28 protein-coding genes are annotated in these 24,073 nt (G+C 61.8%); 17 read left to right on the forward strand and 11 right to left on the reverse strand.

The window, feature by feature from the left end; genetic code table 11:
- A partial coding sequence (locus C7G42_RS35635; RefSeq protein ID WP_210205720.1) for a hypothetical protein occupies positions 1–253 on the forward strand: 253 nt, incomplete at its 5' end.
- A gap of 313 nt (positions 254–566) precedes the next feature.
- On the opposite strand, the gene C7G42_RS33085 is transcribed toward C7G42_RS35635, so the two are convergent.
- Positions 567–1,526, reverse strand: a complete 960-nt coding sequence (locus tag C7G42_RS33085) for an N-carbamoyl-D-amino-acid hydrolase (protein ID WP_106953030.1) — start codon at positions 1,524–1,526, stop codon at positions 567–569.
- A gap of 275 nt (positions 1,527–1,801) precedes the next feature.
- Between C7G42_RS33085 and C7G42_RS33090 the strand changes: the two genes are divergently transcribed.
- Complete coding sequence (locus C7G42_RS33090) at positions 1,802–2,026, forward strand: hypothetical protein (protein ID WP_106953031.1); 225 nt, start codon at positions 1,802–1,804, stop codon at positions 2,024–2,026.
- A gap of 237 nt (positions 2,027–2,263) precedes the next feature.
- On the forward strand, positions 2,264–2,590 hold the full coding sequence (locus C7G42_RS33095) for a hypothetical protein (protein WP_106953032.1): 327 nt from the start codon (positions 2,264–2,266) through the stop codon (positions 2,588–2,590).
- A 94-nt stretch (positions 2,591–2,684) separates the two neighbouring features.
- On the opposite strand, the gene C7G42_RS33100 is transcribed toward C7G42_RS33095, so the two are convergent.
- Complete coding sequence (locus C7G42_RS33100) at positions 2,685–3,149, reverse strand: fasciclin domain-containing protein (RefSeq protein WP_106953092.1); 465 nt, start codon at positions 3,147–3,149, stop codon at positions 2,685–2,687.
- Between the two features lie 310 nt (positions 3,150–3,459).
- Positions 3,460–4,317 carry a LysR family transcriptional regulator gene (locus C7G42_RS33105; RefSeq protein ID WP_245428111.1) on the reverse strand — a complete coding sequence of 286 codons (858 nt, stop codon included), beginning with the start codon at positions 4,315–4,317 and terminating at the stop codon, positions 3,460–3,462.
- 96 nt (positions 4,318–4,413) lie between these two features.
- Here C7G42_RS33105 and C7G42_RS33110 point away from each other — a divergent pair, with 96 nt between their 5' ends.
- The 6 genes from C7G42_RS33110 (at position 4,414) to C7G42_RS33130 (ending at position 11,036) form a co-directional block, all read left to right on the forward strand.
- Positions 4,414–5,385 (forward strand): sodium-dependent bicarbonate transport family permease, encoded by a 972-nt coding sequence (locus C7G42_RS33110; protein ID WP_106953033.1) that lies wholly within the window; start codon positions 4,414–4,416, stop codon positions 5,383–5,385.
- Positions 5,386–5,392: 7 nt separating this feature from the next.
- Positions 5,393–5,704, forward strand: coding sequence for a P-II family nitrogen regulator (locus tag C7G42_RS33115; RefSeq protein ID WP_106953034.1), 312 nt, complete (start codon positions 5,393–5,395; stop codon positions 5,702–5,704).
- 492 nt (positions 5,705–6,196) lie between these two features.
- Complete coding sequence (locus tag C7G42_RS34930; RefSeq protein ID WP_147250315.1) at positions 6,197–6,409, forward strand: formate dehydrogenase; 213 nt, start codon at positions 6,197–6,199, stop codon at positions 6,407–6,409.
- 9 nt (positions 6,410–6,418) lie between these two features.
- Positions 6,419–9,373: a formate dehydrogenase subunit alpha gene (locus tag C7G42_RS33120; RefSeq protein WP_106953035.1), complete on the forward strand. Its 2,955-nt coding sequence runs from the start codon at positions 6,419–6,421 to the stop codon at positions 9,371–9,373.
- Positions 9,374–9,385: 12 nt separating this feature from the next.
- A complete protein-coding gene (fdh3B, locus tag C7G42_RS33125; RefSeq protein ID WP_106953036.1) occupies positions 9,386–9,988 on the forward strand; it encodes a formate dehydrogenase FDH3 subunit beta in 603 nt (200 codons plus the stop codon).
- Between the two features lie 49 nt (positions 9,989–10,037).
- Positions 10,038–11,036 (forward strand): formate dehydrogenase subunit gamma, encoded by a 999-nt coding sequence (locus C7G42_RS33130; protein WP_106953037.1) that lies wholly within the window; start codon positions 10,038–10,040, stop codon positions 11,034–11,036.
- A gap of 28 nt (positions 11,037–11,064) precedes the next feature.
- Here C7G42_RS33130 and C7G42_RS33135 read toward each other — a convergent pair whose 3' ends face one another.
- Complete coding sequence (locus C7G42_RS33135) at positions 11,065–13,050, reverse strand: 4Fe-4S binding protein (protein ID WP_106953038.1); 1,986 nt, start codon at positions 13,048–13,050, stop codon at positions 11,065–11,067.
- Positions 13,051–13,229: 179 nt separating this feature from the next.
- Between C7G42_RS33135 and C7G42_RS33140 the strand changes: the two genes are divergently transcribed.
- From C7G42_RS33140 to C7G42_RS33155, 5 genes are all read left to right on the forward strand, one after another.
- Entirely contained in the window at positions 13,230–13,691 is a 462-nt protein-coding gene (locus C7G42_RS33140) for a DUF3305 domain-containing protein (RefSeq protein WP_106953039.1), read from the forward strand.
- Between the two features lie 30 nt (positions 13,692–13,721).
- Positions 13,722–14,351 carry a DUF3306 domain-containing protein gene (locus C7G42_RS33145; RefSeq protein ID WP_106953040.1) on the forward strand — a complete coding sequence of 210 codons (630 nt, stop codon included), beginning with the start codon at positions 13,722–13,724 and terminating at the stop codon, positions 14,349–14,351.
- Between the two features lie 20 nt (positions 14,352–14,371).
- A complete protein-coding gene (locus C7G42_RS33150; RefSeq protein ID WP_106953041.1) occupies positions 14,372–14,953 on the forward strand; it encodes a TorD/DmsD family molecular chaperone in 582 nt (193 codons plus the stop codon).
- Positions 14,954–15,017: 64 nt separating this feature from the next.
- The gene (locus C7G42_RS36190) at positions 15,018–15,143 is read left to right on the forward strand and encodes a hypothetical protein (protein WP_283809875.1); all 126 of its coding nucleotides are present in this window, start codon (positions 15,018–15,020) and stop codon (positions 15,141–15,143) included.
- 56 nt (positions 15,144–15,199) lie between these two features.
- Positions 15,200–15,409, forward strand: a complete 210-nt coding sequence (locus tag C7G42_RS33155) for a hypothetical protein (protein ID WP_147250316.1) — start codon at positions 15,200–15,202, stop codon at positions 15,407–15,409.
- A gap of 756 nt (positions 15,410–16,165) precedes the next feature.
- On the opposite strand, the gene C7G42_RS35995 is transcribed toward C7G42_RS33155, so the two are convergent.
- From C7G42_RS35995 to C7G42_RS33185, 4 genes are all read right to left on the reverse strand, one after another.
- A complete protein-coding gene (locus C7G42_RS35995; RefSeq protein ID WP_245428131.1) occupies positions 16,166–16,438 on the reverse strand; it encodes a host attachment protein in 273 nt (90 codons plus the stop codon).
- Between the two features lie 282 nt (positions 16,439–16,720).
- On the reverse strand, positions 16,721–18,019 hold the full coding sequence (locus C7G42_RS33175) for a phosphoribosylamine--glycine ligase (RefSeq protein WP_106953045.1): 1,299 nt from the start codon (positions 18,017–18,019) through the stop codon (positions 16,721–16,723).
- A 5-nt stretch (positions 18,020–18,024) separates the two neighbouring features.
- Positions 18,025–18,903, reverse strand: coding sequence for an iron-containing redox enzyme family protein (locus C7G42_RS33180; RefSeq protein WP_106953046.1), 879 nt, complete (start codon positions 18,901–18,903; stop codon positions 18,025–18,027).
- On the reverse strand, positions 18,897–19,856 hold the full coding sequence (locus tag C7G42_RS33185) for a methyltransferase (RefSeq protein WP_199581270.1): 960 nt from the start codon (positions 19,854–19,856) through the stop codon (positions 18,897–18,899). Before C7G42_RS33185 ends, C7G42_RS33180 begins: the two co-directional genes overlap by 7 nt.
- 71 nt (positions 19,857–19,927) lie before the next feature.
- Between C7G42_RS33185 and C7G42_RS33190 the strand changes: the two genes are divergently transcribed.
- Positions 19,928–20,371 (forward strand): SET domain-containing protein-lysine N-methyltransferase, encoded by a 444-nt coding sequence (locus C7G42_RS33190; RefSeq protein WP_106953047.1) that lies wholly within the window; start codon positions 19,928–19,930, stop codon positions 20,369–20,371.
- Between the two features lie 344 nt (positions 20,372–20,715).
- Here the strand turns inward: C7G42_RS33190 and C7G42_RS36000 are convergent, their stop codons facing one another.
- The 3 genes from C7G42_RS36000 to C7G42_RS33200 all read right to left on the reverse strand — a co-directional run bounded on the left by C7G42_RS36000 (position 20,716) and on the right by C7G42_RS33200 (position 22,338).
- Positions 20,716–21,249, reverse strand: a complete 534-nt coding sequence (locus C7G42_RS36000) for a cytochrome P450 (protein WP_245428113.1) — start codon at positions 21,247–21,249, stop codon at positions 20,716–20,718.
- Between the two features lie 8 nt (positions 21,250–21,257).
- Positions 21,258–21,779, reverse strand: a complete 522-nt coding sequence (locus tag C7G42_RS36005; protein ID WP_245428115.1) for a cytochrome P450 family protein — start codon at positions 21,777–21,779, stop codon at positions 21,258–21,260.
- A gap of 160 nt (positions 21,780–21,939) precedes the next feature.
- A complete protein-coding gene (locus C7G42_RS33200) occupies positions 21,940–22,338 on the reverse strand; it encodes a host attachment family protein (RefSeq protein WP_106953095.1) in 399 nt (132 codons plus the stop codon).
- 198 nt (positions 22,339–22,536) lie between these two features.
- Here C7G42_RS33200 and C7G42_RS33205 point away from each other — a divergent pair, with 198 nt between their 5' ends.
- Both C7G42_RS33205 and C7G42_RS33210 read left to right on the forward strand, forming a co-directional pair.
- Positions 22,537–22,791, forward strand: coding sequence for a DUF2171 domain-containing protein (locus C7G42_RS33205; RefSeq protein ID WP_106953096.1), 255 nt, complete (start codon positions 22,537–22,539; stop codon positions 22,789–22,791).
- A gap of 157 nt (positions 22,792–22,948) precedes the next feature.
- Positions 22,949–24,013, forward strand: a complete 1,065-nt coding sequence (locus C7G42_RS33210; RefSeq protein WP_106953048.1) for an SDR family oxidoreductase — start codon at positions 22,949–22,951, stop codon at positions 24,011–24,013.
- Positions 24,014–24,073 lie beyond the last annotated feature (60 nt).

Genomic DNA, 24,073 nt, shown 5'->3' on the forward strand with positions numbered 1-24,073 from the left:
GCCTTCCCTGCGCGATGGCTGGACGGCTTATGCCGTGATCTCCCGGGAGCCGACCATTCCTTTGGCCTCCCTCGCCCCGCGAATTTGGATGATGCAGTCTGCCCGGTTGGGCTCGCTCGCACCTTCGCAGGACTTGACCGTGGCAACGACGGCCAGGACCACACGGTTTGCCGTACGCACGGCCCGCCATGTCGCCGCAGTTTTTCCAGCCCTGTCGACGGAGCCGGAAACTTACGAGCGAGACGAAGCCTGACAGCGCCGTCGTCCGCACGAAGCCTCGGGCTCACAGGGACTACCCGCCCTGCCCGCACCTCTCGTGCCGACGCTGCCGCGTCCACCGCAAGCCCGGCTCGCGAACATGACGACCTCAAGTCGCCCCTCTTGGTGAGCCGGCATGGACGACACATACGCCGAAACCGAATTTCGGTAAAGTGGAATATTTTTGCCTGGGCGGATTGACACGCGGCGACACAGGCACCGGTCGGTAGCCCGGATGAGCGCAGCGACATCCGGATTTTCACGGGCACTGTCCCGGGTATCGCTGCGCTCACCCGGGCTACAAGCGCTCACCCCTTCGGCAACACCGCCGTTCCATCCGCCATCCTCGTCACGCCCTTCCGTTCCACGATCATCCCATAAGCCTGCGGCTGGCGGTGAACGTCGAAATTGAAGGTGGTACCCTTGTAGGAGTTGCAGAGGTCGAGATCGCAGCGCGCCAGCGCAATTTCATCGCCCTTGGTCGTGCATCTCGCGATGATCTCGCCCGAGGGCGCGATGACGCAGCTGCCGCCGATGTGGTCGACACCCTCCTCGACGCCGGCCTTGGCGACGCCGACCACGAAGGTGCCGTTCTGATAAGCGCCGGCCTGCATCACCAGATGGTTGTGGAACAGCGAGAGATCGTCATGCTCGGGCGCAGGCGGATTGTGCACGGGCGTGTTGTAGCCGATCATCACCACCTCCACCCCCTGCAGGCCCATCACCCGGTAGGTCTCGCTCCAGCGGCGATCATTGCAGATCGCCATGCCCATCACGCCGCCGAAGGCATCGACGACGCCGAAGCCGCTGCCCGGCTCGAAATAGCGCTTTTCCAGATGCTGAAATTTCCGCCACGGCTCGTGCTCGGCATGGCCGGGCAGGTGAACCTTGCGATATCGGGCGACGATCGCGCCGCTCTTGTCCACCAGAATGGACGTGTTGTAGCGCCGGACGATTCCGTCCTCGACCGCAAGCTCGGCATAGCCGAGGCAGAAGCCGAGACCGAGTTCGCGCGCGAGATCGAACAGGGCTCGCGTTTCCGGCCCCGGCATCTCGCGCTCGAAGAAACTGTCGATCTCGGCCTGATCTTCGAAATACCAGCGCGGAAAAAACGTCGTCAGCGCGAGCTCGGGATACACAATGAGGTCGCAGCCGCACGCCTTCGCCTCGCGCATCAGAGCAATCAGGCGGGTCACGACTTCGGTCCTGCTCTCGGTCCTGGCGATGGGACCGAGCTGGCCGGCCGCGATGGTCACAAATCTCGTCACGCGTCATTCCTTCGTTTTCGGAGTGCGTCGGGCCCGAACCTATCGAGCAGCGCACCCCGCGCACAGGCCGGCTCGGCCCATCAACGTGACGAGGCACAATCAAATTCCATGCCTGCGGGTATCATCGTGCAGCGTCGCGCGATGGCTCGCGTCACATCTCGGAACTTCGTTGCCAATCTGCAACGGTTCCCCACGATCTGAAGCCGGACAAAACAAACTCCCATTCCGGCCACGAACCGCTTTCACAAGGCCGTGAGACTATCAGGGGAACGACGATGCGTGCACAACGCGTTTGGAAAGTGAATGGGGACGCCAGCATCGGGCAGCTCCAATCGAGACTGGACGATCTGAACAAGCGTCTCGGTCAGCTTGAAAGCCAGCATCCGGACAGCTGGAAGCTCGAAGAACTGAGAGCGAGTGCGCTCAGCCTGTCGCGCGAGATCGACGACATCCGCTGCGCCGAGGCGACCGCCGCGTTGAGCGAGTTGCTGCGGAAGTAGAAGGCGTCCGCCGATTCGCCTCGCGCGCAAGGAACCAAGTTCCGCCGCCGCCATTGCCATGCAGAGCATGGAGCACGATCATGACTAGACACCTGACGCGAGCGCATCTCGCGCGCGGCGTGGCCGGCGCAGTGTCCACGCTGGTCCTGTGCGCGACGGCGGCCTTCGCCTTCGCGCGCCACTTCGCGCTGTGAGAATTTGGCGTTGTGAAGAATTTGGCGCAGTGAGGAATTTGGCATGACGTCCGACCCCGAAGAGCAGGTGCGGCTGCAAGGCTATGGCGAAATGACGCTGCGCACGGCCGTGACCACGCTGATGCTGCTGGCGCCGCGCGACCGCTCCGAGACCGCGATCTACCGCGTCCGCGACGATGTACGTCTGGCACAAAGCGAGATCGCCGAGCTCGCGTCAAACTGGGGCATCGAGCCTTCGGGTGATTTGCGATCACCGGGGCGATCCTCCGACCAGCACTGGCCGGACATCGTGCGCCGCATGGTACGCGACGCCCCGCTGCCGGCGTTGATGGTGGCGTTCATGGCGGGCGTGCTGGTGGCGCGACGGTAAGCTCTTCCGCGCGAGCAGCGACATCCGCAGCGCAGCAAGTGGTCATCACGACACCCGGCCGCCGTAGCGGCCAGGTGCGCGGTCATGGACCGTCCTAGTGGTGCATCTTCTTCGCGCGCGCCGGCGGCAGCAGCACCGTATCGATGACGTGAATGACACCGTTCGACGCTTCGATGTCCGGCTGGATGACGTGCGCATCGTTGACGCGGACGCCGAGGCTTCCGTCGACGGCGACGGTCTGCCCCTGAACGGTCGCCACATTGAGCGATTTGCCGGCGACATCGGCGGCCTTCACGCGACCGGGAATGACGTGATACTTCAGAACCGCCGCGAGCTTGGACTTGTTCTTCAACAGCGATTCAACCGTTCCGGGCGGCAACTTGGCGAAGGCCGCGTCGTTAGGCGCAAACACCGTGAACGGGCCCTTGCCCTTGAGCGTATTTACAAGACCGGCGGCTTTCACGGCCGTCACCAGCGTGGTGAATGAACCGGCGGAAACCGCGGTGTCCACGATGTCTGCGGCGCGCGCGACGGAAGGGCCAAGCAGGCCGGCGACCATGGCCGCTCCGGCTACGAACGAACGAATTGCGGGCGTCATCAAATTCTCCAGGTGTGTTTCATCCATGCCGACGCGATGGGTGCGCGCGATACCGCGCATCCATCGTCCGATCAGTTACGATCGACTCCCACGAAACGAAGCGCCGCGACGGCTGGATCACCGGCCGGTTCAAATATCCACCTGGGTCGGATTGTCTCGGCGAAGCAACGGCTCGGAAAACCGCTGTCATCGCCGTACCCGCGTCGTAGTGCCGCGCTCGCCGCCGCCGTGCCGTGCGAATTCGGGCTTTTGACGGTGCCTCGTGACGGATTCAACTCAGGGTCTTGATCACGAAGTCCTTGAGCCGCTGCGCGGGCAGCGGGAGACGGTCGCGCTCCAGAATCGCAATCTCCGTGTCCTTGAGGTCGGGCATCGGCCTTCCGTCCACGACGTGAAGATCAGGAGGCACCATGTCCTTGGGAAGCACCGTCACGCCAAGCCGGGCGCGGACGGCGGCGAGCGTTCCGGCCAGCGATCCGCATGTGTAGGCGACCCGCCATGATCGCTTGGCACGATCGAGCGCCTCGGTTGCGCGTTTCCGGTAGACGCAGGGTTTTGGCGAGACTGCCAGCGGCAGGACGCCTTGCCTGAGATCGACACCACCCGTCACCCAGACAAGCGGCTCGCGCCACACGCGCGTGCCGTGAATCTCGATCGACCGCTCGCGCTTGATCAGCGCCAGATCGAAAGCACCCTTGCGAAAGCGCTCGATGAGATTCATCGTCAGATCGCAGGTCACTTCGAGGTCGACCTGAGGATAGGCGTGGGCAAACCTGGCGAGCACGTCGGGAAGATGGCGGGTCGCGAAATCCTCGGGCGCACCAAGGCGAACGAGGCCACGCATCGCAGGCTCCCGGATGCGCGCAACCATTTCGTCATTCAGATCCAGCATGCGCCGCGCATACTCGAAGAACGTGTCGCCTTCCGCGGTCAACGCGACCGCTTGCGGCGACCTTTCGAGCAACTTGCCGCCGACCAATTGCTCGAGCCGACGGATCTGCAGGGATATGGTCGACTGCTGCAATCCGAGCGCCTGCGCGGCGCGCGTGAAGTTGCCCATCGAAACGATGGTCACGAAGGACCTGATGAGGTCGATATCGAGGTTCAGGCGCGAACGGGGCATCATCATTGCCTTTTTCAATGATGACCCTTGATACTATCAATTTTGTCAAATGCCAGCGAAAAGCTATGCAGCTACCGTTCGTCCCAGCCCGATGGAGGTCCCTTGCTCGCGCTCGCTGTCCAGAATCTCGTGTCACCTTCGGTGCTGTTCTTCGGCATGGGTCTCGGCGCCTCGCTTGGCCGCTCAGACCTCTCCGTGCCGGAGGCAATTGCACGCTTTCTCTCGCTCTATCTCCTGATCTCGATCGGCTTCAGGGGCGGTGCGGAAGTCGCCCATCAGGGCGTGACGTCGGGGCTGGCGCTGGCCATCTTAGCCGGCATCGTGTTGTCGGCCGGCTTGCCGTTCGTCGCCTACACCTTGCTGCGCTACGGCGCGGGGCTCGACCATGTCAACGCTGCCGCCGTGGCCGGCCACTATGGATCGATATCGGCCGTGACGTTCGTTGCCATCACGGGCGCGCTCACCCAGCTCGCGTTGCCCTATGACGGTTACATGATCGCGGTCGCAGCCGCGATGGAAACGCCAGCGATCTTCTCGGCGCTCGTGATCGCGCGCAGCGGGCAAGGCCGCGCGAAAGGCGAATGGTCCGGAAATTTCCTGCGCGAGATCGCACTGAACGGCTCGATCGTTGCCCTGCTCGGCGCCTTTGTGGTCGGTTGCATCACGGGCGAGCGCGGCATGAGTTCGCTCAAGCCTTTCCTGCTGGATGCATTCCCCGGCTTCCTCTGCGTCTTCCTGCTCGATATGGGCCTGATCGCCGGGCGTGGACTGCGGGACGGCTGGAGATCGCTCTCTCCCGCCGTGGCAGGGTTTGCCTGGGTGATGCCGCTCATCGGCGCAGCCTTCGCGGCACTGTTCGCATGGCTCATCGGCCTATCGGCAGGCAGTACCGCCATCCTGATGACGCTCGGGGCATCGGCTTCCTACATCGCGGTCCCGGCCGCGATGCGGCTTGCCCTGCCCGCGGCGAACCCGGCCATCGCTCTGACGCTTTCGCTCGGCCTGACATTCCCATTCAACCTGATCGTCGGCATCCCGCTCTACATTGCCGCCGCTCAGACGATCGCGCGATGAGGACAGCATGCAGATGTTCGCCAAGAAGCGGATCGAAATCCTGATCGAACGGGCTGTGCTCAAGCGATTGACCGACGAACTCGAGCGCACGGGCGTGAGTGGCTACTCCGTGGCTCCGCTCGCCGGCGGGCGCGGCCGAGCCGGTCGATGGGAAGCGGACGGCCAGATCGGCGATGCCGCCGGGATGTTCGCGCTTTGGTGTATCGTCGATGCGGCCCGGCTGGACGAACTGCTGCAGGTCGTCTTCGCCATCGTCGCCCGGCAGGTGGGCCTCGTATCCGTCAGTGACGTTCAGGTGGTGCGGCCGGAGCGATTCTGAGGCTGCCGACTCCGCGGGGCGATGAGGCAAAGCCGTGCCCTCGAGAGGATAATTCACCAGGAGCAGCCATTCTCGTTCCTTCAACGGCCGGCAGGACGTGCTCGAAGACGAGTATGACTTGCTCCGATCCTGAGCGATCGCGGGCCAAGCTGCCGCACAAGTCGTGGCATATGCGGTGATCATTTTGACGTTACTCGATCACCTCATCGGCCCCGAAAAGAAATGCCTAGAGATTGATGCAGCCAGAGGACTGGTCCCAGGCAAATGCCGTTGAGCAATCTTTCAGCGGATCTTCGCATTTCCAATTCGCACGACAATGTTCGGAGCCTGGCGCAGGCTACAGCGCCGCGGGGTGGTTTGGTGCCGTTCGCCGAGGCATACATAGAAGACTTATCGGCCTTGCAATCGGGGCAATACAGGGTTGCGATTGATGTTCGACGCCGAACTCGGATAACGTATCGACAGGCTAACCTGAAACGGGAGCATACTTCGTTGAAGAGTGACACTCCGCGAAAGCTTCTTCGACGTGACCTGCTCAAGCTGACGATCGGCGGCGTTGGCGCCGTCAGTGTTGGCGAGCTGTTACGCTCACCGGTTTCTGCGAAGCCGGTCGACCTCGATCAAAAGCGCAAGGCTCGCTATCGACCTGACTCGCGGGAAGTCAGGAACTTCTACCGCGTCAACGGCTATCCCGCCGCTCGATAGGAGACCTCCGTGCTGATCAGGAAGTCCGAGCGTCGTACGGAGCGTGCCAAGCCCTCCAACGCGGAAGCTGGCCGACCTTCGTCGGGTTTGGACCGGCGAGCTTTCCTGAAGCGTTCGGGCATCACGGCAGGCGCATTGGTCGCGGTGGGTGAGATTGCGCTGCACGGCGTTCGAAAGGCCGAGGCTGGTCCACCACCGCCTGTCGGCGCACCGGTCACGATCCGGAAGAATATCTGCACGCACTGCTCGGTCGGCTGCTCCGTGATCGCCAAGGTCGCCAACGGGGTGTGGATCGGACAGGAGCCCGACTACGACAGTCCGATCAATCGTGGGTCGCATTGCTGCAAGGGGGCCGCAGTTCGCGACGATTTGTTGAACGAGCGGCGTCTGCGCTATCCCGTCAAACTCGTCAACGGACAGTGGACGAAGATCTCCTGGGAGACGGCGATCGACGAGATCGGCGACAAGCTGCTGGATATCCGTCAGAAGGCCGGCCCCGACTCGGTGTACTGGCTCGGCTCCGCCAAGTTCACCAACGAAGCCGCCTATCTCAATCGCAAGCTCGCGGCGTTCTGGGGCACCAACAATTCCGACCATCAGGCGCGGATCTGTCACTCGACGACCGTCACCGGCGTAGCCAATACCTGGGGCTACGGCGCGATGACCAACAGCTACAACGACATCCGAAACGCCAAGACCATCTTGTTGATGGGCGGCAATCCCGCCGAGGCTCATCCGGTTTCCTTGCAGCACATTCTCGAAGGCAAGGAGCTCAACCGCGCCAACATGATCGTGGTCGATCCCCGGATGACGCGGACGGCTGCACACGCGACCGAATACGTCCGCGTTCGCCCCGGCACCCACATCGCGACGATCTACGGCATGCTGTGGCACATCTTCGAGAACGGCTGGGAGGACAAGGAATTCCTCAGCCAGCGTGTTTACGGCCTGGATGAGGTCCGGAAGGAAATTGCGAAATGGCCTCCCAAGGAGGTCGAACGCGTGACCGGCCTGCCGGAGGCTCAGGTCAAGCACGTCGCCCAGCTGTTCGCGACGCAGAAGCCGGCGACGCTGATCTGGGCGATGGGGCAGACCCAGTTCACCACCGGCACTGCCAATGTCCGCGCCAGCTGCCTGTTGCTGCTCGCCACCGGCAACATGGGGCAGCCCGGCGCCGGCGCCAACATCTTCCGCGGACATACCAATGTGCAGGGCGCGACCGACCTCGGTCTCGATGTCACCTCGCTGCCGTTGTATTACGGTCTCGCCGAAGAGGCCTGGCGGCATTGGTGCCGGGTGTGGGAGGTCGATTACGACTGGATGAAGTCGCGTTTCCCCGACAAGAAGCTGATGGAGACGCCGGGCATTCCGAGCACGCGCTGGTTCGACGCGACCCTGTTGCCAAAGGACCAGATCAGCCAGCCCAATCCGGTGCAGGCCATGTTCATCATGGGACACGGCGTCAATACGATCACCCGGATGCCGGAGGCCGTGAAAGGCATCGAGAAGCTGGAATTGCTGGTGGTCTGCGATCCCTATCCGACCGCGTGGTCGGTTCTGTCGGAGCGCAAGAACGGCACTTACCTGCTGCCGGCCTGCACGAGCTTCGAGATGGAGGGCTCGCGCACCAACTCCAACCGCTCGCTGCAATGGGGTGAAAAAATCGTCGATCCGGTCTTCGAGGCGAAGAACGATTACGACATGATGTACATGTTCGCCCGCAAGTTTGGATTTGCCGACCTGATGTTCAAGAACATCAAGGTCGAGAACGGCGCAGTTTCGGCGGAAGACATCCTGCGCGAGATCAACCGCGGCGGATGGTCGACGGGCTATTGCGGGCAGTCGCCGGAGCGGCTCAAGGCGCACATGAGGAACCAGCACAAGTTCGATCTGGTGACGTTGCGGGCGCCAAAGGACGATCCCGAGGTCGGCGGAGAATATTACGGCCTGCCATGGCCGTGCTGGGGTACGCCGGAGTTCAAGCATCCCGGGACGCCGATCCTCTACAACACCAATCTTCCGGTGAAGGAGGGCGGCGGCACCTTCCGCGCGCGGTTCGGGGTCGAGCGCGTCGTGAAACGCAAGGTGATGGAGAACGGGCAGGAAGTGGAGCGGGAAGATCACGACAATCTACTCGCAGAAGGCTCCTACTCCGTTGGTTCCGAAATCAAGGACGGGTATCCCGAGTTCACTCTGGGCGTGCTGAAGAAACTCGGCTGGGACAAGGATCTCACCGCGCAGGAACGCGAGGTGATCGGGCGCATCAATCCGGCCGATCCCGACAAGGTGTCATGGTCGACAGATCTCTCCGGCGGCATCCAGAGGGTCGCGATCGAACACGGGTGTTCGCCTTACGGAAACGCCAAGGCCCGCATGATTGCGTGGAATCTGCCTGACCCGGTGCCGGTGCATCGCGAGCCGATCTATACGCCGCGTCCCGACCTCGTTGCGGACTATCCGACCTTGCCGGACGCGAAGCAGTTTCGTGTGCCCAATATCGGCTTCTCGGTGCAGAAGGCCGCCGTCGACCGTGCGATCTCGAAGCAGTTCCCGCTGATCCTGAGTTCGGGCCGTCTGGTCGAATACGAAGGCGGCGGCGAGGAAACGCGTTCCAACAAATGGCTCGCCGAACTGAAGCAGCATATGTACGTCGAGATCAATCCGGCGGACGCAGCCGAGCGAGGCATCGTCGATGGCGGCTGGGTTTGGGTGACCGGTGCGGAGAACAGCTCACGAGCCCGGATGAAGGCGCAGGTGACGGAACGCGTCGGCAAGGGCGTTGCCTGGATGCCCTTCCATTTCGCCGGCTGGTACGAGGGCGCCGATCTTCGCGCGAAATATCCGGCCGGAGCCGATCCCATCGTGCTCGGTGAGAGCGTGAACACGCTGACGACCTATGGCTATGATCCTGCCACCGGCATGCAGGAGCCGAAAGCCACGCTTTGTCAGATCAGGGCCGCATGAGAGGTTGGACCAATGGCACGCATGAAATTCCTGTGTGATGCGGACCGTTGCATCGACTGCAATGCCTGCGTAACCGCCTGCAAGAACGAGAACGAGGTACCCTGGGGCATCAATCGACGCCGCGTCGTCACCATCAATGACGGCAAGCCAGGCGAGCGGTCGGTGTCGATGGCCTGCATGCATTGCACCGATGCGCCTTGCGCGTCGGTGTGTCCGGTCAAATGCATCTATCCGACCGACGACGGCATCGTCCTGCACAACAAGGATTTGTGCATCGGCTGCGGATATTGCTTTTACGCCTGTCCGTTCGGCGCGCCGCAATATCCCCAGGTCGGGAATTTCGGCTCGCGGGGCAAGATGGACAAGTGCACCTATTGTGCTGGCGGCGGCGGGCCGGAGGCGCCGGGCAGCGCGGAAGAATATGCGAAATACGGATCGAATCGCTTCGGCGAAGGCAAGCTGCCCATGTGCGCCGAGATGTGCTCGACCAAGTCACTCCTGGCCGGCGATGGCGACATCATCGCGCAACTCTACGAGGAGCGCGTCGAGACGCGCGGCTACGGCTCCGGAGCCTGGGGCTGGACGACCGCCTACAACGAGGACGTCAAAACGTAAAGGGACCTGCGCCAACACGACGATCAGGGACGAAGATTGGGTATCCGTGATGACGCCTTTCGCACGCATTCGCTTCGCAGCGCTTCTGTTGGTGCTGTTCTGTCTCACGACAGCCTCGGTGCTCGCCCAGAAGCTCGGTCCGGATGGGGCGCCCAATCCGACCGCCAGTGTGACCAGCCAGAAGACGCTTCTCGAGCAAGCGCCGCGCATCCAGGGCCGGATCGACATTCCCGATGTCAAAGCCGGCGTGCTGATGCAGCCGGCGGGACGGACTTGGGATTATTTCCACGAGGTCCTGCTGCACTGGGGAGCCGCGCTGGTGATCGTCGGCATGATTGCCGTGCTGGCGCTCGCCTATCTGATCATGGGCCGGCTTCGCATCGAGTCGGGGCGCTCCGGCCAGACGATCGTCCGCTTCAAGGCCTTCGAGCGGTTCGCGCATTGGCTGACAGCGGTCTCGTTCGTGCTGCTCGGATTGACCGGCCTGAACGTCACCTTCGGCAAGATCCTGTTGCGACCGCTCGTCGGCCCGGATGCCTTCTCCGACATCTCCCAGATCGCGAAGTACATACACAATTTCACGAGCTTCGCCTTCGTGGCGGGCCTCGTTCTGATCACGCTGCTCTTCTTCAGGGACAATCTCTTCAAGAGAATAGATATTGACTGGGTCAAGCAGGGCGGCGGCTTCATCAAGTCGAAGCATGCGCCTGCGGGACGATTCAATCTCGGCGAGAAAATGGTCTACTGGCTGTCGGTCGCAGCCGGCATTGCGGTATCAGCATCGGGATTCGTGCTGCTGTTTCCCTTCTACGGCACTGACATTGCGGACATGCAGATCGCCCAGGTCGCTCACGCCGTCATCGCAATCCTGTTCATCGCGCTGATCCTGGGACACATCTATATCGGCACGCTCGGCATGGAAGGCGCGTTCGAAGCCATGGGCACCGGCGAGGTCGATATCAACTGGGCGAGAGAGCATCACGACCGCTGGCTCGCCGAGAAGCTCGAAGCGGAAAGCCGCCAGGCTTCGGCCACGCCGGCTGAATAGAGCGATAGCGTTCCTCCAGCCAGGCAATTCAGTTGGAGCTGCCGTCCGGGTCTCGTTGTGTCTCCCGGTCACGCAGGTAGTCGTCCGTCGTGCGGACGGTCGGGCTAGGTGCGCCATAAGATTCAAAACCTTGCTCGGCGACGAAGCCGACGCGGCAGTCGCCGCACATCTTGATTGCGTCGAGCCTGTGCGCCGACCCCGAATACATCCAGTGCTGGCCTTCGAGCTTCGCTACCACGCGCTCGATGCTGCTCTTGACGCCGAACGGCTTGCTGCAGCGGATGCAGCAAAACGGCTCCTCCTCCTTGAGTACCCGGGTTGGCGCCCGGCTCGCACGAAAGTCGATTTGCGGGACCAGCGTGATGACCTTCTCCGGACACGTCGTCCGGCACAGTCCGCACTGAACGCAGGAGTCTTCGACAAAACGCAACGCAGGGCGCTCGGGGTCGTCGCGCAGGGCACTCGTCGGACAGACCGATACGCAAGAGAGGCAAAGTGTGCAGCCCGCTGTATCAACCTCGACTGCGCCGAACGGCGCTCCGTCCGGTAACGGAATGACATCGACGGGGGCAGGTGCCGCGCGGTGCAGTTCGGCCAGCGCAAAACGAAGCACATCGCGCTTGCCGCCCACCGGGCGGAAGCTTGCTGGGCGCGGAGCTGGTGCGTGGGCCGGCGCCGCGCGGAGCGCCTCGATCAGGCGATCCGGATCGTCGGTCGCGATCACTGAAAGGCGCCCCTCGCCGAAGCCAAGGCCGGCAAGGATTGGATCGGCCAGCGCGATCGTTCGCGTCAAGCCGGAGACGTCGTGGCGCGGCTTGGCGCGCAGCAAAAAGTGGACCGCCGACACGCCATAGGCAAACGCTGCGATGATGCTCTCAAGCCCGACCTGCGTAACCTCGTTGACGGCAAACGGCACCACGTTCGCGGGCAAGCCGTCGCCGAACCGCGCCAGCGCGTCGATCAGCGGCGAACCGTGGACCTCGTCGTGCACGAGCATGACAGCCCGCTCACCGCCCGCCTGATGGTATGCGAGCAGCATCGTACGCAACTTCCTGACCAGCGCGTCTTCCGGCGGCAGGGCATAGGACGCGGCGCCGGTCGGACAGGCCGTCGCGCATTGGCCGCAGCCTTCGCAGATGTCGGCATCGATTGCCACATGGTTGCCCGCGGGCGTGATCGCGCCGGCGGGACAGGAATCGAGGCAGCGGGTGCATCCGGTTTGCTTCGAACGCGAATGGGCGCAAAGCCCGGCGTCGAAGGTGATGTAGCGTGGCTTCTCGAAGGTACCGACGAGGTCGCGCGCCTTCAGCACGGCCTGGAGAACAGACGCGCGATGACCGGGATCGGCACGCAGATAACCGTCGCGCATGTCGCCTGGGATCAGCGCCGGCCCGCCGGTCAAGTCGAGGACGATGTCGCACGTCGAACGCGCGTTGTTGCGCGATGGACCAAATGCCAGGGCGCGGCGTGAGGACGGGGCCGCCTCGGCAAAGTCGTCGACCAAGACGTCGAACGCGCCCAAATGCCCCTTGACGCTCGTGATCCGTCCCTTGGCGATCGGATAGTCGGCGCTACGCGGCGGCGCGAGCGCGGCTGGCGGCGCAATCAGCACGGTGACGTCGAGGTGCTCTTTCAGCAAATCGCCGGCCTCGATCGCGGCCTCGTCGCGGCCGTAGATCAGGATGATTCCACTGCTCTCCAGCTGGACCATTTGCGCAGGCGCGACGACTTCAGTCGCGGCGGCCAGCAGCGCCGCCATCTTCGGTCCCGCGCGGTCGGCATCATCGGACCATCCGGCGGTCTCGCGGATGTTGGCAAACTTTATCGAATTCGCACGATTATTTTCGGCCGCAACCTGCGAAAACAGCATCGCCTGCTGTGTGCAGGCGACTGTCAGCGGACCATCTTCGGCTGCGATCGCTCTGAATCGCCCAAGCTCGGCACCGCAGAGCTGCGTCGCGGCCGTTATTTTGCCGTGGCAGCCGCGGCCGATCGCATCGGAATCGAGCGGCATCGTTCCTTCGCATGAGCAGATCAGGAGGCGCCTGCCGGTTTCAGGAACGAGGGTCACGATATCCTGCGGCTCCCAACATTGAGCGGCCTCCTACTGGCCGGATCATCCCCAGAGTATATACTCCGCATGCCGCAAAAGGCGACCTGTATCGGAGACGCGCTTCGGTTGGAGACGGGAAATTGATATCGACAAGTCTTGCACGCATTGCTGTCGGTGTTGCAATCGAACGACGCAAAGCGAAGAGCGCGTGGGCCGATTTTCTGTGGCGGCCCGTCGCTGTCTTTGCGGGCGAGCCGTCCGCAAAGCCGTGGACTCCGATTGGTGCCGAAGGCGAGGTCACGTTGTTCTATGCAGGTGACGCAGTGATCGAGCTGCATCGCACCGAAACCACCAATTATCGCGAAAATCTGACATCAGGCTCGCCCACTCTGTGGGTCAATCTGCGCCCCACCGGCTCCGAACCACCTTACGATCTACTCGCTGTCACCGCCGACCCTGCGGAGGGCGAGGCCTTCACCGACGCGGGCAGCAATCTGATTGAAGCCGTGCCGATGCCGATTGGCATCTCCGAAATCATCGACGGTTTCATTGCCCAGCACCATGTCGATCGCCCCTTCGTCAAACGGCAGCGCAATCGTTAGCAACCTCAGTGCAGGACACGAGACAGAACAGTGCCAGACCGTAATGCTTTCCTTCGCTGGGTGCGTCTCAAGCAGGCGTCGAAGAGCCGAGACGCCGAAGCTGATCCAGCCGACAGCGAGCAACTTACCGAGTTGGGGGATGGCGAGGCCGACCGCCCCTTCGATCTCGCTAGCCTGCCGTCAATCGAGTCAATTACCGCTCACACCGACATCGCGGCGTTCCTGAACACCCGCGTCCCGGTCGAATTGACCCGCGCAGCATTGCGCCGAGCCTGGGCAACCGATCCAACGATTCGCGACTTCATAGGGATCGCGGAGAACCAGTGGGATTTTAATGACCCCAACGCCATTCCGGGATTCGGTCCGCTCAATCCAACGGACAAAATTGCCGATCTTGTCGCACAGGTTTCGAAGGGCCTGGAACAGGTCCAGGACGTGCTTGCGGACGTACCACCGCCGATCGATTCGGTACGGCAAGACCTCGTCAACTCCGAACAGCCAGCCCTCGAAGCAACGGCCTCGGCAGTTCGATCGTTACCAGATGATGCCGCGACACCGACGGCTGAGGATCGGGATCCTGCCGAGCAGGCTGACGGTCTTGCCACAACAGTGTTTCCCTCACAGCGAGCACGACGTCATGGCAGTGCATTGCCACGCTAGCAGCCTCAAGGATTGCTTCAGTGCGCACCGTCGATGAATTCGACCTTGCCCGATCGCAGGAATACGCGCTGTTGGCGACGTTGCTGACGCGCAGCCCGGACGGGGATCTGCTGAGCCGCATCTCCGCACTGCGCGGCGATGCCAGTCCAATGGGCATCGCGCACGTTGCGCTGGCGGACGCGGCGCGGCGGACAAATGAGCAGGCGGCGTCGCGCGAGTTCTTTGCCCTCTTTGCAGGATTGGGCAAGGGCGCGCTGCTGCCTTATGCGTCACACTACCTGTCCGATACGCTGTATGGCCGTCCGCTTGCACGCTTGCGGGAAACTCTCGGGGATCTCGGCCTCGAAAAGGCTCCGGAGCGTACGGAGCCCGAAGACCACGCGGGATTTCTCTGTGAGATCATGGCAGGCTTGGCGGGCGGGAGCATTCCAGCGCCAGCGGGCGCCGAGAGAATCTTCTTTGATCAGCATGTTTCACGCTGGATGAGACGTTTTTTCGCTGATCTCGAGCGAGCGAGCTCGGCGGGTTTCTATGCGTCCGTTGGCGCGCTCGGACGGACATTTATCGATATCGAGGCGGAGGCGTTCGCGCTTCCGGGCTAACCACGGCGTTTTGACGAGAGATGCACAAATCAGGTGTTACGTTCCGAATGCAGGGATCAACGACATGCGCGTTTTCACAATTGCCTGTTTCTTCGCCGCCATCGTCGCGCTCGGTGCCGCCGCTGTCCTTGAAACGTTCGTGCAAGAGTCCGCTGCTACAGCGTTTGCCGAGCCGAGTGCCCGCGTTTAGCGGCAATGTCGCTTATTGAACCTTTTTGTTGCCCACATAGAAGTAGGAGACGTTTGATGACCCGTTTCTTGGTCGCTTCTTTCGTCGTTCTGGCGGTGATTGTCGCTTCGACCGTCGTCCTTAGATGGCAACCTCAGTCAGTCCAGCTATCTGCCGCGGCCATGCCATCCCTCGCAGACCTGCATGTTATGGCAGGCGTCCATCAACTCCCGGACCAGGATATCGAAGATCAATCATTCATTTTCCCCGCTACGGCAAAGCAATAGCTGGCCGGTAATCCACGCGTCAGGGGCATGAGGCCATGATGTCTGGGGGACGCCAGACGCCGGCGCCCATGCCGCCCCGGCTGCTCGCTCACCTGCGTCGCTGGCGGGACCGCAAATTGATCCCCACCTGTTTCGTTGAGTTCAACGGCAAGCCGGTTGCATCCGTGAAGAAGGGGTTCAAGACGGCCGTGGGCCTGCCGGGTAAGCTCACCCCGCACGTCTTGCGCCACACCGCCGCGACTGGCTGATGCAGCGTGGCGTGCCAATCTGGGAGGGGGGCCGGGTTCCTTGCGATGACCCCCGAGCTGCTGCAGGACACCTACGGCACCATCACCCGGCTACATACAGGGCGCGGCATCTGCCAAAAGGGCCGGTATGTTTCGGTCGCAAAAACGGTGGTCAGCTTGACCGAGGACCGAAATCAGACGAAAAAAACTAAGGAAATCTTGGTCGGAGTGGCAGGATTCGAACCTGCGACCCCTGCGTCCCGAACGTAAATAGCACACGAAAAGATTAATAAAAACAATGAAGTTTGGTTGCGATTGACCACCTCTATCGCCGTTCGTTCACGGGGTTTCGGTGGTCAATCGGTGGTCATCTCTCGGCTGAACAACCGACGGCAACATGCCCCCAGGCGGAATCAAATCGAGTTCGCGCATGGCAGTATCCATCGCGCTTATCGAAGCTAGCCGGGCACCGACGTAGTCCCCGGGGAGGCTCTTGGCGAGTTCGGCGACGATCCGCCCTTTGACGTCGTCATGAAAAGCGGAACGAAGCTCCACCAGCGTGCTGGGGCGGCGCGACGACGATGAGGGAGGGCGCATGTTCCGCGCGCAGGAGACGCTCTGCCGCAGCCGCGACCTGCCTCGCAAAACGCTTTTCCTCGAGCTCATGCCAATCGGTCATCTCCACCGCACTGCGCCGCCCCGAATGCGAGCTTTCGCCGACGCGACCGGGGCGACCGCTCCCTTGGGCATGGGCGGAGCTCAAAATCCTATCGGGGCGCGGCAAACGATAGCGGACAGCCACGCCGATCCGGAGTTCCAAGAAACCATAAGCGTCTCAGGGCGGAGCGGTGGCGCGAGATGCCCGGCCGACGAACAAGAACTGACCCAACTCTCGAAGAGCGTTTGGATCGAGGGTGACAAAGCCGGCTGGTGAATACCAACCGCCGGCTGATCAGCAAGGTTGAGCGTGAGGCACGCACGGCCTTCCGCCAAGTCGTTGCGGTGAAGGCAATATCCGAGCACGCGCTGGCCGAGGAACGCGCAGCATTATTCCTGGGAACGTGTCCTTTCGATCGCTGCGACCCTATCCCAGCAGGCCCAGGCCATCCACCCGCGCGAAATCCCCATCGATCAGGGTGCAACCGATATCACGTCGATACCGGAGGTTCGGTACGACGACCTTGTCGGCCAGTGCAACGGCACCCTCGCGCGCTACTCCGATCGTCGTCCCCGTTCCGGTTGCCACCATGGTCCAGCCGTACTGGCCCGATGTGACGAGGCGGCCATTCGACACGCCGACCTCGCCATAGTAGAGGCCCTCCAACTCATCCGGCGTTAGTCCCCCATCGAAGATCACGGGTAGCCCAACGGGTTCATCCACTGCCTTGCGATCATAGGGGAAAGGAGGCGTCGTCAGGACAACAGCAGCACAAAATCCAGGGCGCATCTGCACCCGGCCCGGTCGTCCCGTCATGGCTGCGAACAGGTCAGCCCAGTGAGTTTCCTGCAATGGCCCAAGGACTGCAAAACCCGGATAGCCAAACCGGCACGTGAACTCGAGGGGCCAGATGCCGGACCTGTTCACGATGGTGTTGAGATTGATGTAACCGCAATAGCCGCCCGCAGACAGCAGCGGAGCCATAGGCTTCAAAGTTCGCTCGAAAAACACCTCCGAGCGATCGAACGTCGCAATCGTTCCCATTTCGCCAGTGAGCTCGCCGAGATTTCCGGGGAAGAACCTCTTGTGCTCCCAATCCAGGCAGGCTCTTCCAACGAACGACTGGCCATCGAAATAGGCGCCAACCCCCATCTCCACGCCCTCGACATATTCCATCAATATGAAACTGTCACCTTCCCCAAACTGGGATGCCTTGCTCTGCAGCACAGCCAGCGAGTCCTGTCCGCTGGACAGCCTCCCGACATAATTGTCTCTCGAGCCAAAATTCGTTCCGTTGAACTTCAGGACGTAGCGGCCGGGATATCGCGCAAGGAAGTGCTCGGCGTCGACCAAGCTGGTGAACTCTTCGACCCGGGCGGTTTGGAGCCCAATGTCGGCAAGAATCCGTTGGCCAAATGCCCGATCGTTTTCCAGCCGATCACCGTACGCACTGCCGCCGATAACGTTGAATCCATCCTTGCGCAGCCGATCTTGAAGTTGCCCGCGCGATTTGGCCACGTTCTCGAACAGGATGATGCCATCCTCTCCGGCCGCTCCAATCCAGTCGAGTTCGGCCTCCCAGTCGGTCACGCGATCGACCAGGCCCGCCATCGTGCCCTGAGCCAGCGGCTCACCGACGTAGGTCCTGACCTCGTGACCATCAGCGACAAGCCTCATATACAAAGCGCCGAGATCGCAGCTGTCGCCGATACCGAGAAAGCGCATTGCGCTCAAATCCGAAATTCGGATCGGTAACGCTCGAAGCAACGCGCTCCGCACTCCAGCCGCATCAACGCACCTTCGGCAATTGCAGTCGCGACCGCAGAATTTTGCCGGACCAGAGGTTTGATGGCCTCCGCATTCCAGGCCGAGGAATGCTTGACATCAAGCACGGCATGAAGCGCGAAATAGTGCCGATTTCCAGCTCTCACGCCGAGGCGTTTCAGGCCGGCGGAAGTCGCAGCCGAGCGCGCGGGCGCAGTCATTTCGATCACGCCGAGTGCGCCGACCGAATGATACGCGTACCGACGGTTGGCTGCGAGCGCAGCCATTGTGTTGGCCAATGTCAGCGCTTCAGTGACGGTCGTTTCCGGCTGCGGATCGAGCCCGAGATGTTCGGACAAGGCATGCAACAGTGGACCATGCATGCCCTTGGGATTTCCACGCCCCATTTCGTCCCAATAGTTTCGCGCTAGTTCGAGCTTGGGCTGGACCGGCAACTTCAACTGCGTCAACGCTGTCAAATCCTCAAAACCGGCCTCGCCGGCAACTTCCTGAGTCAAGAACCACTTCATTTGCTCCATAGAGCACTGCTCGGCGAGCCAGGGAAACAACGGGTCGTTCTGTCCCGGGCCGTTTTCTTTCAGTTCCTCGAACCAGGCGATGAATTCGTCCGCATCGGCCGGAGCGGACGCCGCCCGGGCTGCGACCGCTTTTCGGGCGAGCTCGATGATGCCGCCCTCCACAATCGAGAGCGCGGCGGCCTCGGACACATCATCCTCCCAGGTCGACGAAGGCAGGGCCGGGTTGAAGCGCAGGGCGTTCAGGCGATTGAGCTGAAATTGCGAGCCTCTCTCCCGATCGACTGGTGACGAAAGTCTATCTAACATGTGGTCTCTCCCGGCTTTTGCGCCGTCAGGACAACAGCCGCAATTCGATCGACCGAGCTGTACGCTTCAGTTTCGAGTTCTTCTCCGAACACATCCGGGTCCACTTCTTCGTAAGACCAGATCAGGTCGGAGTTTCCAAAGCTCTGCTCCACGGCCCGGAGAAGACGGTCCTTGCCGTCCACAATTGGCGAACCCGTGTACAGCAACAGCGATCCGCCCCTGGACAACCTGGCTTTGGCGATCTCGGCTATTTGAAGTGAAAGACCACTGCCAAGCTCGCCTCCGCCATGTCGGTACGCACGGAGCAGTGGATCATTGAGATAAGGCGGATTGGCCACGATCAGATCGAACTGGCCCTCGACATTCGTGAGCAGATCGCTCCACCGCGGGGTTGCATCGACGCCGGCGGCCTTCGCATTCAGCCGCGCCAGCTGCAAAGCCCCTTCATTGATGTCAACCATGAGGATTTCGTCGCAGGCCACGTTCTTGGCAACGACAATTGCTCCAGCTCCAGCACCGCAACCGATATCCACGACCCGTCGCAGCGGGCGCGTCCCTGGACGAAGATGGCTTTTAATCGCCCTCGCAAACCGATAGGTATCCGGCCCGAAGAATACGGCCTCCGGGGACAACGTTGGGAACGCGGAATGCAGGAGTATCTCACCCTGCAACGTCGACGCACGCACTGTGCTCCTCCAGCCGCCTTCCGATTCGCGAACGACGCCGCTGTCCCGCAAAGTCTCGAACAGGGCTGATGGAAGGAGGGCTCGTCCGAAGGGTCTGCTCCAACCGAACACGTCGGTTAAAAGCGTCGCCTCCCGCCGCCCTGGCCGACTGTTGACCCGATCATGCGTAGCCGGGGTGGGCGTGACAAATTCATAGCCTGCTCCGCGCAGAAACAGGATCAGCGAGTTAAGTCCGGCGTCCATCATCGTATGGGAGGTGAGTTGCATACGGCTCAACCATCGCAGCCAGATGGCGTTCCTATTAGGAACAAAGCAAGCGGGCCACGGTTCGCAATGGTATGAGCGAGCAACAACTGGCTGAAATATCGAGACCAACGCCCGTCGCGACGCGCGGTGCGCTGGCTATCGCGGACTTCGGAAAACGGGGGCGCGGCGTCGTCGCCCTCGAAGACATACAAGCCGGACAACTGATCGAGAGATCGCCGGTTCTTATCATCCCGGCTGGTGATCGCGCTGTGGTCGATAGAACGGTGATATTCACCTATGTCTTCATGTGGGAGCACAACACCACAGAGCAGGATCTATATCACCACCAGGGTAGATCAGCGATCGCGCTTGGATATACCAGCCTGCTCAGCCATTCCTATGTCCCGAATTGCAACTTTGTGCGCCACATTGACGGACTGCTGATCGATGTCATTGCAAAGCGGGCGATCATGGCCGGCGAGGAACTCACCATCGATTATCAGATGACGCTCTGGTTTGATCCAGTCAGGATCTGACGCTGCCAGGACTCCGGCGACGACCTCGGAATACTCAAGTGGTGGGACCGGGGGCCGACCGTCTCGCCAGACTGGGTTAGGAACGCAGCTCTGGAGGTCGGATTGCTCTCATGGATCGACTTTGGATCGCGATCATGGCTTCGGCTGTGCTTCTGCTCTTCGCCGTCGTCGGGATCCTCATCCACCGGCCTGAGCTGATTGAGGTCGTCCGCGTGGTTCGTTCGAGCGGATGAGCGAATAGCCGGAAGAAGCGATCGCAGCCGCGCACGCGGCGTTGGCAAATATCGGAAACACGTGCCCCAAGTGCTGACGAAGTCCTACAGCCGGCCCGTCAATCAACCAGCCTAGCTTGCAATTTGCGCACCTCGCAGCTCATAACTTGAGATCAGGGCGTTCCAGCCTACCGTCGGCGGACGCGTCAAGCGAATATTCGGAACACGAAGCAAGCGATCCAGAAAGATCGCGGTCTCCTGCAGCGCCACCGACGCGCCGGGACATTTGTGAGGGCCGTCTCCGAAGCTCATGAGGCTGGCGGAGGCCTTGCTTGCCCTCACATCGCGATTGGCATCGAGCTTGAACGGACAGCCACCGGACGCGACGGGATCGGAGTTCATGGCGCGAACGTCGATCTTCACCAGAGTGCCTGCCGCGAGGGTCGTGATTGCGCCATTTTCATCCAACTTCAATTCGCGCTCCGTGCGGCGATAGAGCGCGCCGACCACCGGCTCCAGCCTGAGAATCTCCTCCAGGATCGCCACTTGGACCTGCTCACTGCCGTCAAGAAACCTGGCTCGCAGATCCTCGCGCTCGAACAGATGCCAGGCCGCCATGTTGATGAACTCGCGGGTGGTCGCGATGCCGGCTGCGGCATAGGTCATGCACTCGGTCAGGATTTCGCGATTCGGTATCCTTGCTCGATCAGGTGGGAGATCACGTCCTCCCTCGGCCCAGCGCGGCGGACGCGGATCGCCGGCCGCACGTCGTGAAGGTAGAAGGCGAGCATCCGATATTGGCCAAGCGCAAACCCCACGAACGCTGAGCGCCAACCCCGCTGCGATCCGCTTGCGGCGAAGAAGCGGTTCAACCGGCGCGACCTGCCCCGCTGATCGCTTTGCCTGAGCCCGACGATCTCGGCGGCCACGGCCACCGCCAATTCGAGGCTCATGGCATCCAGTTCGGCGTGACCGGCCGATCGAAAGCGCTCCACCAACCGATCGCTCAGGTTCTCCATCAATTGGCGGTAACGGGTCGCGACGACTTTGGGCGCAAAGAACCGGGCGGTGGCGCTGCGCTGCTTCTGATGCGCCTCACCGTCCTGAAACAGAACCGGAGCATGCGTGCGCCCCGTAAACCTTTCCAGCAGCTCCGCCCTGAAGCCAGCCTGCCGCACGCCGCCGCTGCGCAACAATTGCCGGGGAGGTCGAAACTGACGATGCGGACCGGCCCCTCAGCGTGACGATCAGGCAGGCCGATCCCGGCAGCCGCCTCCGATTTCCTCTCGTCGTCCTGATCAGGCAATTTGGGCGCGGCTCCCGCCTCATCAAACCGCCATTTGCTTCGTGATCCTACTAAGCCGCGACAATCGTCTTTTCAATGTCTGCGATCGAATGACCTGTCAGGTCCTTGGCGATTTCGCCGACAAGAGCTTCGTGCAGCTTCTTGTGGTAGTGCTTACGCATCTCACCGAGCGTCTTGGGTGCGGCGATGATGACGATGTCGTTGAATTTGTTGGTGAGCACCTGGGAGTTCAACATGCCGACGATGCCCGAGGCGAAACCATCCTCCTCCGCCTGGCTCTGATCGGGGTTCGCTGAACTGTTATTGTGCCCACCGCTGCCACTGGCGGCCTCGACATCCTCTCGTGGAGCGGCAACCAGGGTGAGCTGTGTCTCGGTACCGGTGTTGCGGAAGAGGTTCAGCTTTTCTCCGTCGGCGACGGCCACGATGGTATCCGTTGGGAGGATCATTGACAGCTCCTGCATGTCGAGAGGGTTCGCCGGCGTCTTCGACGTCGGGCGACCCACGGCAATCCATCGGTGTTGCCGAAGTTCCGTTTGGCCCCTTGGCAGACCCAGGCGCGGCGACGGAACCCTCGGACGGCCACCACGGCTTTGCAACCCTAGAGCTCGCCCCGCGTTTTGGTCGATGCGAAGACGGAGCCTTCAATGTCAGACGTCTCCAAGGTGAGAGAACACATGGATGTCATTTCGTCCGATCATAAATCGGTGGGAAAAGTCGACCATCTCGACGGGGCGAAGATCAAGCTGACCAGGCAAAGCTCGCCGGATGGCGAACATCATCATTTCATCCCGACGACCTGGATCGGTCGCGTCGATCAGCACGTGCACCTGAACAGGACGGGCGCCGACGTCACGGCACATTGGGAGCATGAGGCGAGATCAGCGGTACAATCCAGATAAACTGGGCCACCCCCCTGCCACCGACCACGCCTTCAAGTGTTATCCAATTGGATGCGCTTGCGATGTCGCAACAGTGATCGGCTCCTGCGAGAAATATCTCGCCGATCATCGCCTCGTCCCTATCTGATATGGATCACGGAATGGGAAATGAGGGAACATGGCAGGCTCCGCGCTTGTGGTCGGCGCCACCGGTATCGTCGGCAATAATCTCGCCCGGCACCTCCTCGAGCGGGGATGGCAGGTCCACGGGCTGGCCCGGCGGCCGCCGGCCGACATCGACGGCCTCACCCCGGTTGCCGCCGACCTCCTCGATCCGGCTGCGCTTGATTCGGCTCTGCAGGGATTAAGACCCACCGCTGTCTTTCTCAGCACCTGGCTTCGGCAGCAAACCGAGGCGGAGAACATCCGCGTCAATTCCGCAATGGTGCGCAATGTGCTGGATGCGGTCGCGACGGCTCGCTCGGTCAGGCACGTCGCACTTGTCACCGGCCTGAAGCATTATCTCGGTCCGTTTGAAGCCTATGGCAAGGGCAAACTGCCGGCGACGCCGTTCCGCGAGGACCAGCCGAGGCTCGATATCGAGAATTTCTATTACGCACAGGAAGACGCAGTGTTCGCGGCCTCGAAGCGCGATGACTTCGGCTGGAGCGTGCACCGGCCACACACCATCATCGGTTATGCCGTCGGCAACGCCATGAACATGGGCGTTACGCTTGCGGTCTACGCGACGATCTGCCGGGAAACGGGGCGGCCGTTTTCGTTTCCGGGGTCGGCTGTGCAGTGGAACGGTCTCACCGACATGACCGATGCGACACTGCTGGCGCGTCATCTCGAATGGGCCGCAACGACCAAGGCCGCGCGCAACCACGCCTTCAACATCGTCAATGGCGACGTCTTCCGCTGGAGCTGGATGTGGTCCCGGCTGGCCGATTGGTTCGGGATCCCGCCGGCGCGGTATGCCGGCGAAGGAATTCCGCTGGCGCGCCAATTGATCGATGCCGGTCCGATCTGGGTCGAAATCGCCCGTGAGCATCGTCTGGCTGAGCCTGATCTCGGCAGGCTTGCCTCTACCTGGCACACCGATGCCGATCTCGGGCGTCCGATCGAAGTGGTGACCGACATGAGCAAGAGCCGGCAGCTTGGCTTCCTGGACTACCAGGCGACCGACGACAGCTTCTTCAAACTGTTTGCGCGGTTGCGCGAAGGGCGCATCATTCCGTGACCGCTACGTCGCGAGCAGGGAGGCTTCAAATCGGGCAAACAACGCAGCCGGTCCAGGATA

Origin of the sequence: Bradyrhizobium sp. MOS003, from assembly GCF_003020125.1 — a bacterium.
In the GTDB taxonomy this organism is placed as follows: Bacteria; Pseudomonadota; Alphaproteobacteria; order Rhizobiales; family Xanthobacteraceae; genus Bradyrhizobium.

Bases quoted from the DNA above. Each gene is read 5' to 3' on its own strand.
- C7G42_RS33180 (WP_106953046.1), bottom strand. From the start codon at position 18,903: ATGTTAGATAGACTTTCGTCACCAGTCGATCGGGAGAGAGGCTCGCAA.
- C7G42_RS36190 (WP_283809875.1), top strand. From the start codon at position 15,018: ATGCGCGTTTTCACAATTGCCTGTTTCTTCGCCGCCATCGTCGCGCTC.
- C7G42_RS33135 (WP_106953038.1), bottom strand. From the start codon at position 13,050: ATGCCGCTCGATTCCGATGCGATCGGCCGCGGCTGCCACGGCAAAATA.
- C7G42_RS36000 (WP_245428113.1), bottom strand. From the start codon at position 21,249: ATGACCTATGCCGCAGCCGGCATCGCGACCACCCGCGAGTTCATCAAC.
- C7G42_RS33095 (WP_106953032.1), top strand. From the start codon at position 2,264: ATGACGTCCGACCCCGAAGAGCAGGTGCGGCTGCAAGGCTATGGCGAA.
- C7G42_RS33210 (WP_106953048.1), top strand. From the start codon at position 22,949: ATGGCAGGCTCCGCGCTTGTGGTCGGCGCCACCGGTATCGTCGGCAAT.
- C7G42_RS33190 (WP_106953047.1), top strand. From the start codon at position 19,928: ATGAGCGAGCAACAACTGGCTGAAATATCGAGACCAACGCCCGTCGCG.
- C7G42_RS33115 (WP_106953034.1), top strand. From the start codon at position 5,393: ATGCAGATGTTCGCCAAGAAGCGGATCGAAATCCTGATCGAACGGGCT.
- C7G42_RS33100 (WP_106953092.1), bottom strand. From the start codon at position 3,149: ATGGTCGCCGGCCTGCTTGGCCCTTCCGTCGCGCGCGCCGCAGACATC.
- C7G42_RS33155 (WP_147250316.1), top strand. From the start codon at position 15,200: ATGACCCGTTTCTTGGTCGCTTCTTTCGTCGTTCTGGCGGTGATTGTC.
- C7G42_RS33205 (WP_106953096.1), top strand. From the start codon at position 22,537: ATGTCAGACGTCTCCAAGGTGAGAGAACACATGGATGTCATTTCGTCC.
- C7G42_RS33200 (WP_106953095.1), bottom strand. From the start codon at position 22,338: ATGATCCTCCCAACGGATACCATCGTGGCCGTCGCCGACGGAGAAAAG.
- C7G42_RS33175 (WP_106953045.1), bottom strand. From the start codon at position 18,019: ATGCGCTTTCTCGGTATCGGCGACAGCTGCGATCTCGGCGCTTTGTAT.
- fdh3B (WP_106953036.1), top strand. From the start codon at position 9,386: ATGGCACGCATGAAATTCCTGTGTGATGCGGACCGTTGCATCGACTGC.
- C7G42_RS33130 (WP_106953037.1), top strand. From the start codon at position 10,038: ATGACGCCTTTCGCACGCATTCGCTTCGCAGCGCTTCTGTTGGTGCTG.
- C7G42_RS33105 (WP_245428111.1), bottom strand. From the start codon at position 4,317: ATGATGATGCCCCGTTCGCGCCTGAACCTCGATATCGACCTCATCAGG.
- C7G42_RS33185 (WP_199581270.1), bottom strand. From the start codon at position 19,856: ATGCAACTCACCTCCCATACGATGATGGACGCCGGACTTAACTCGCTG.
- C7G42_RS33090 (WP_106953031.1), top strand. From the start codon at position 1,802: ATGCGTGCACAACGCGTTTGGAAAGTGAATGGGGACGCCAGCATCGGG.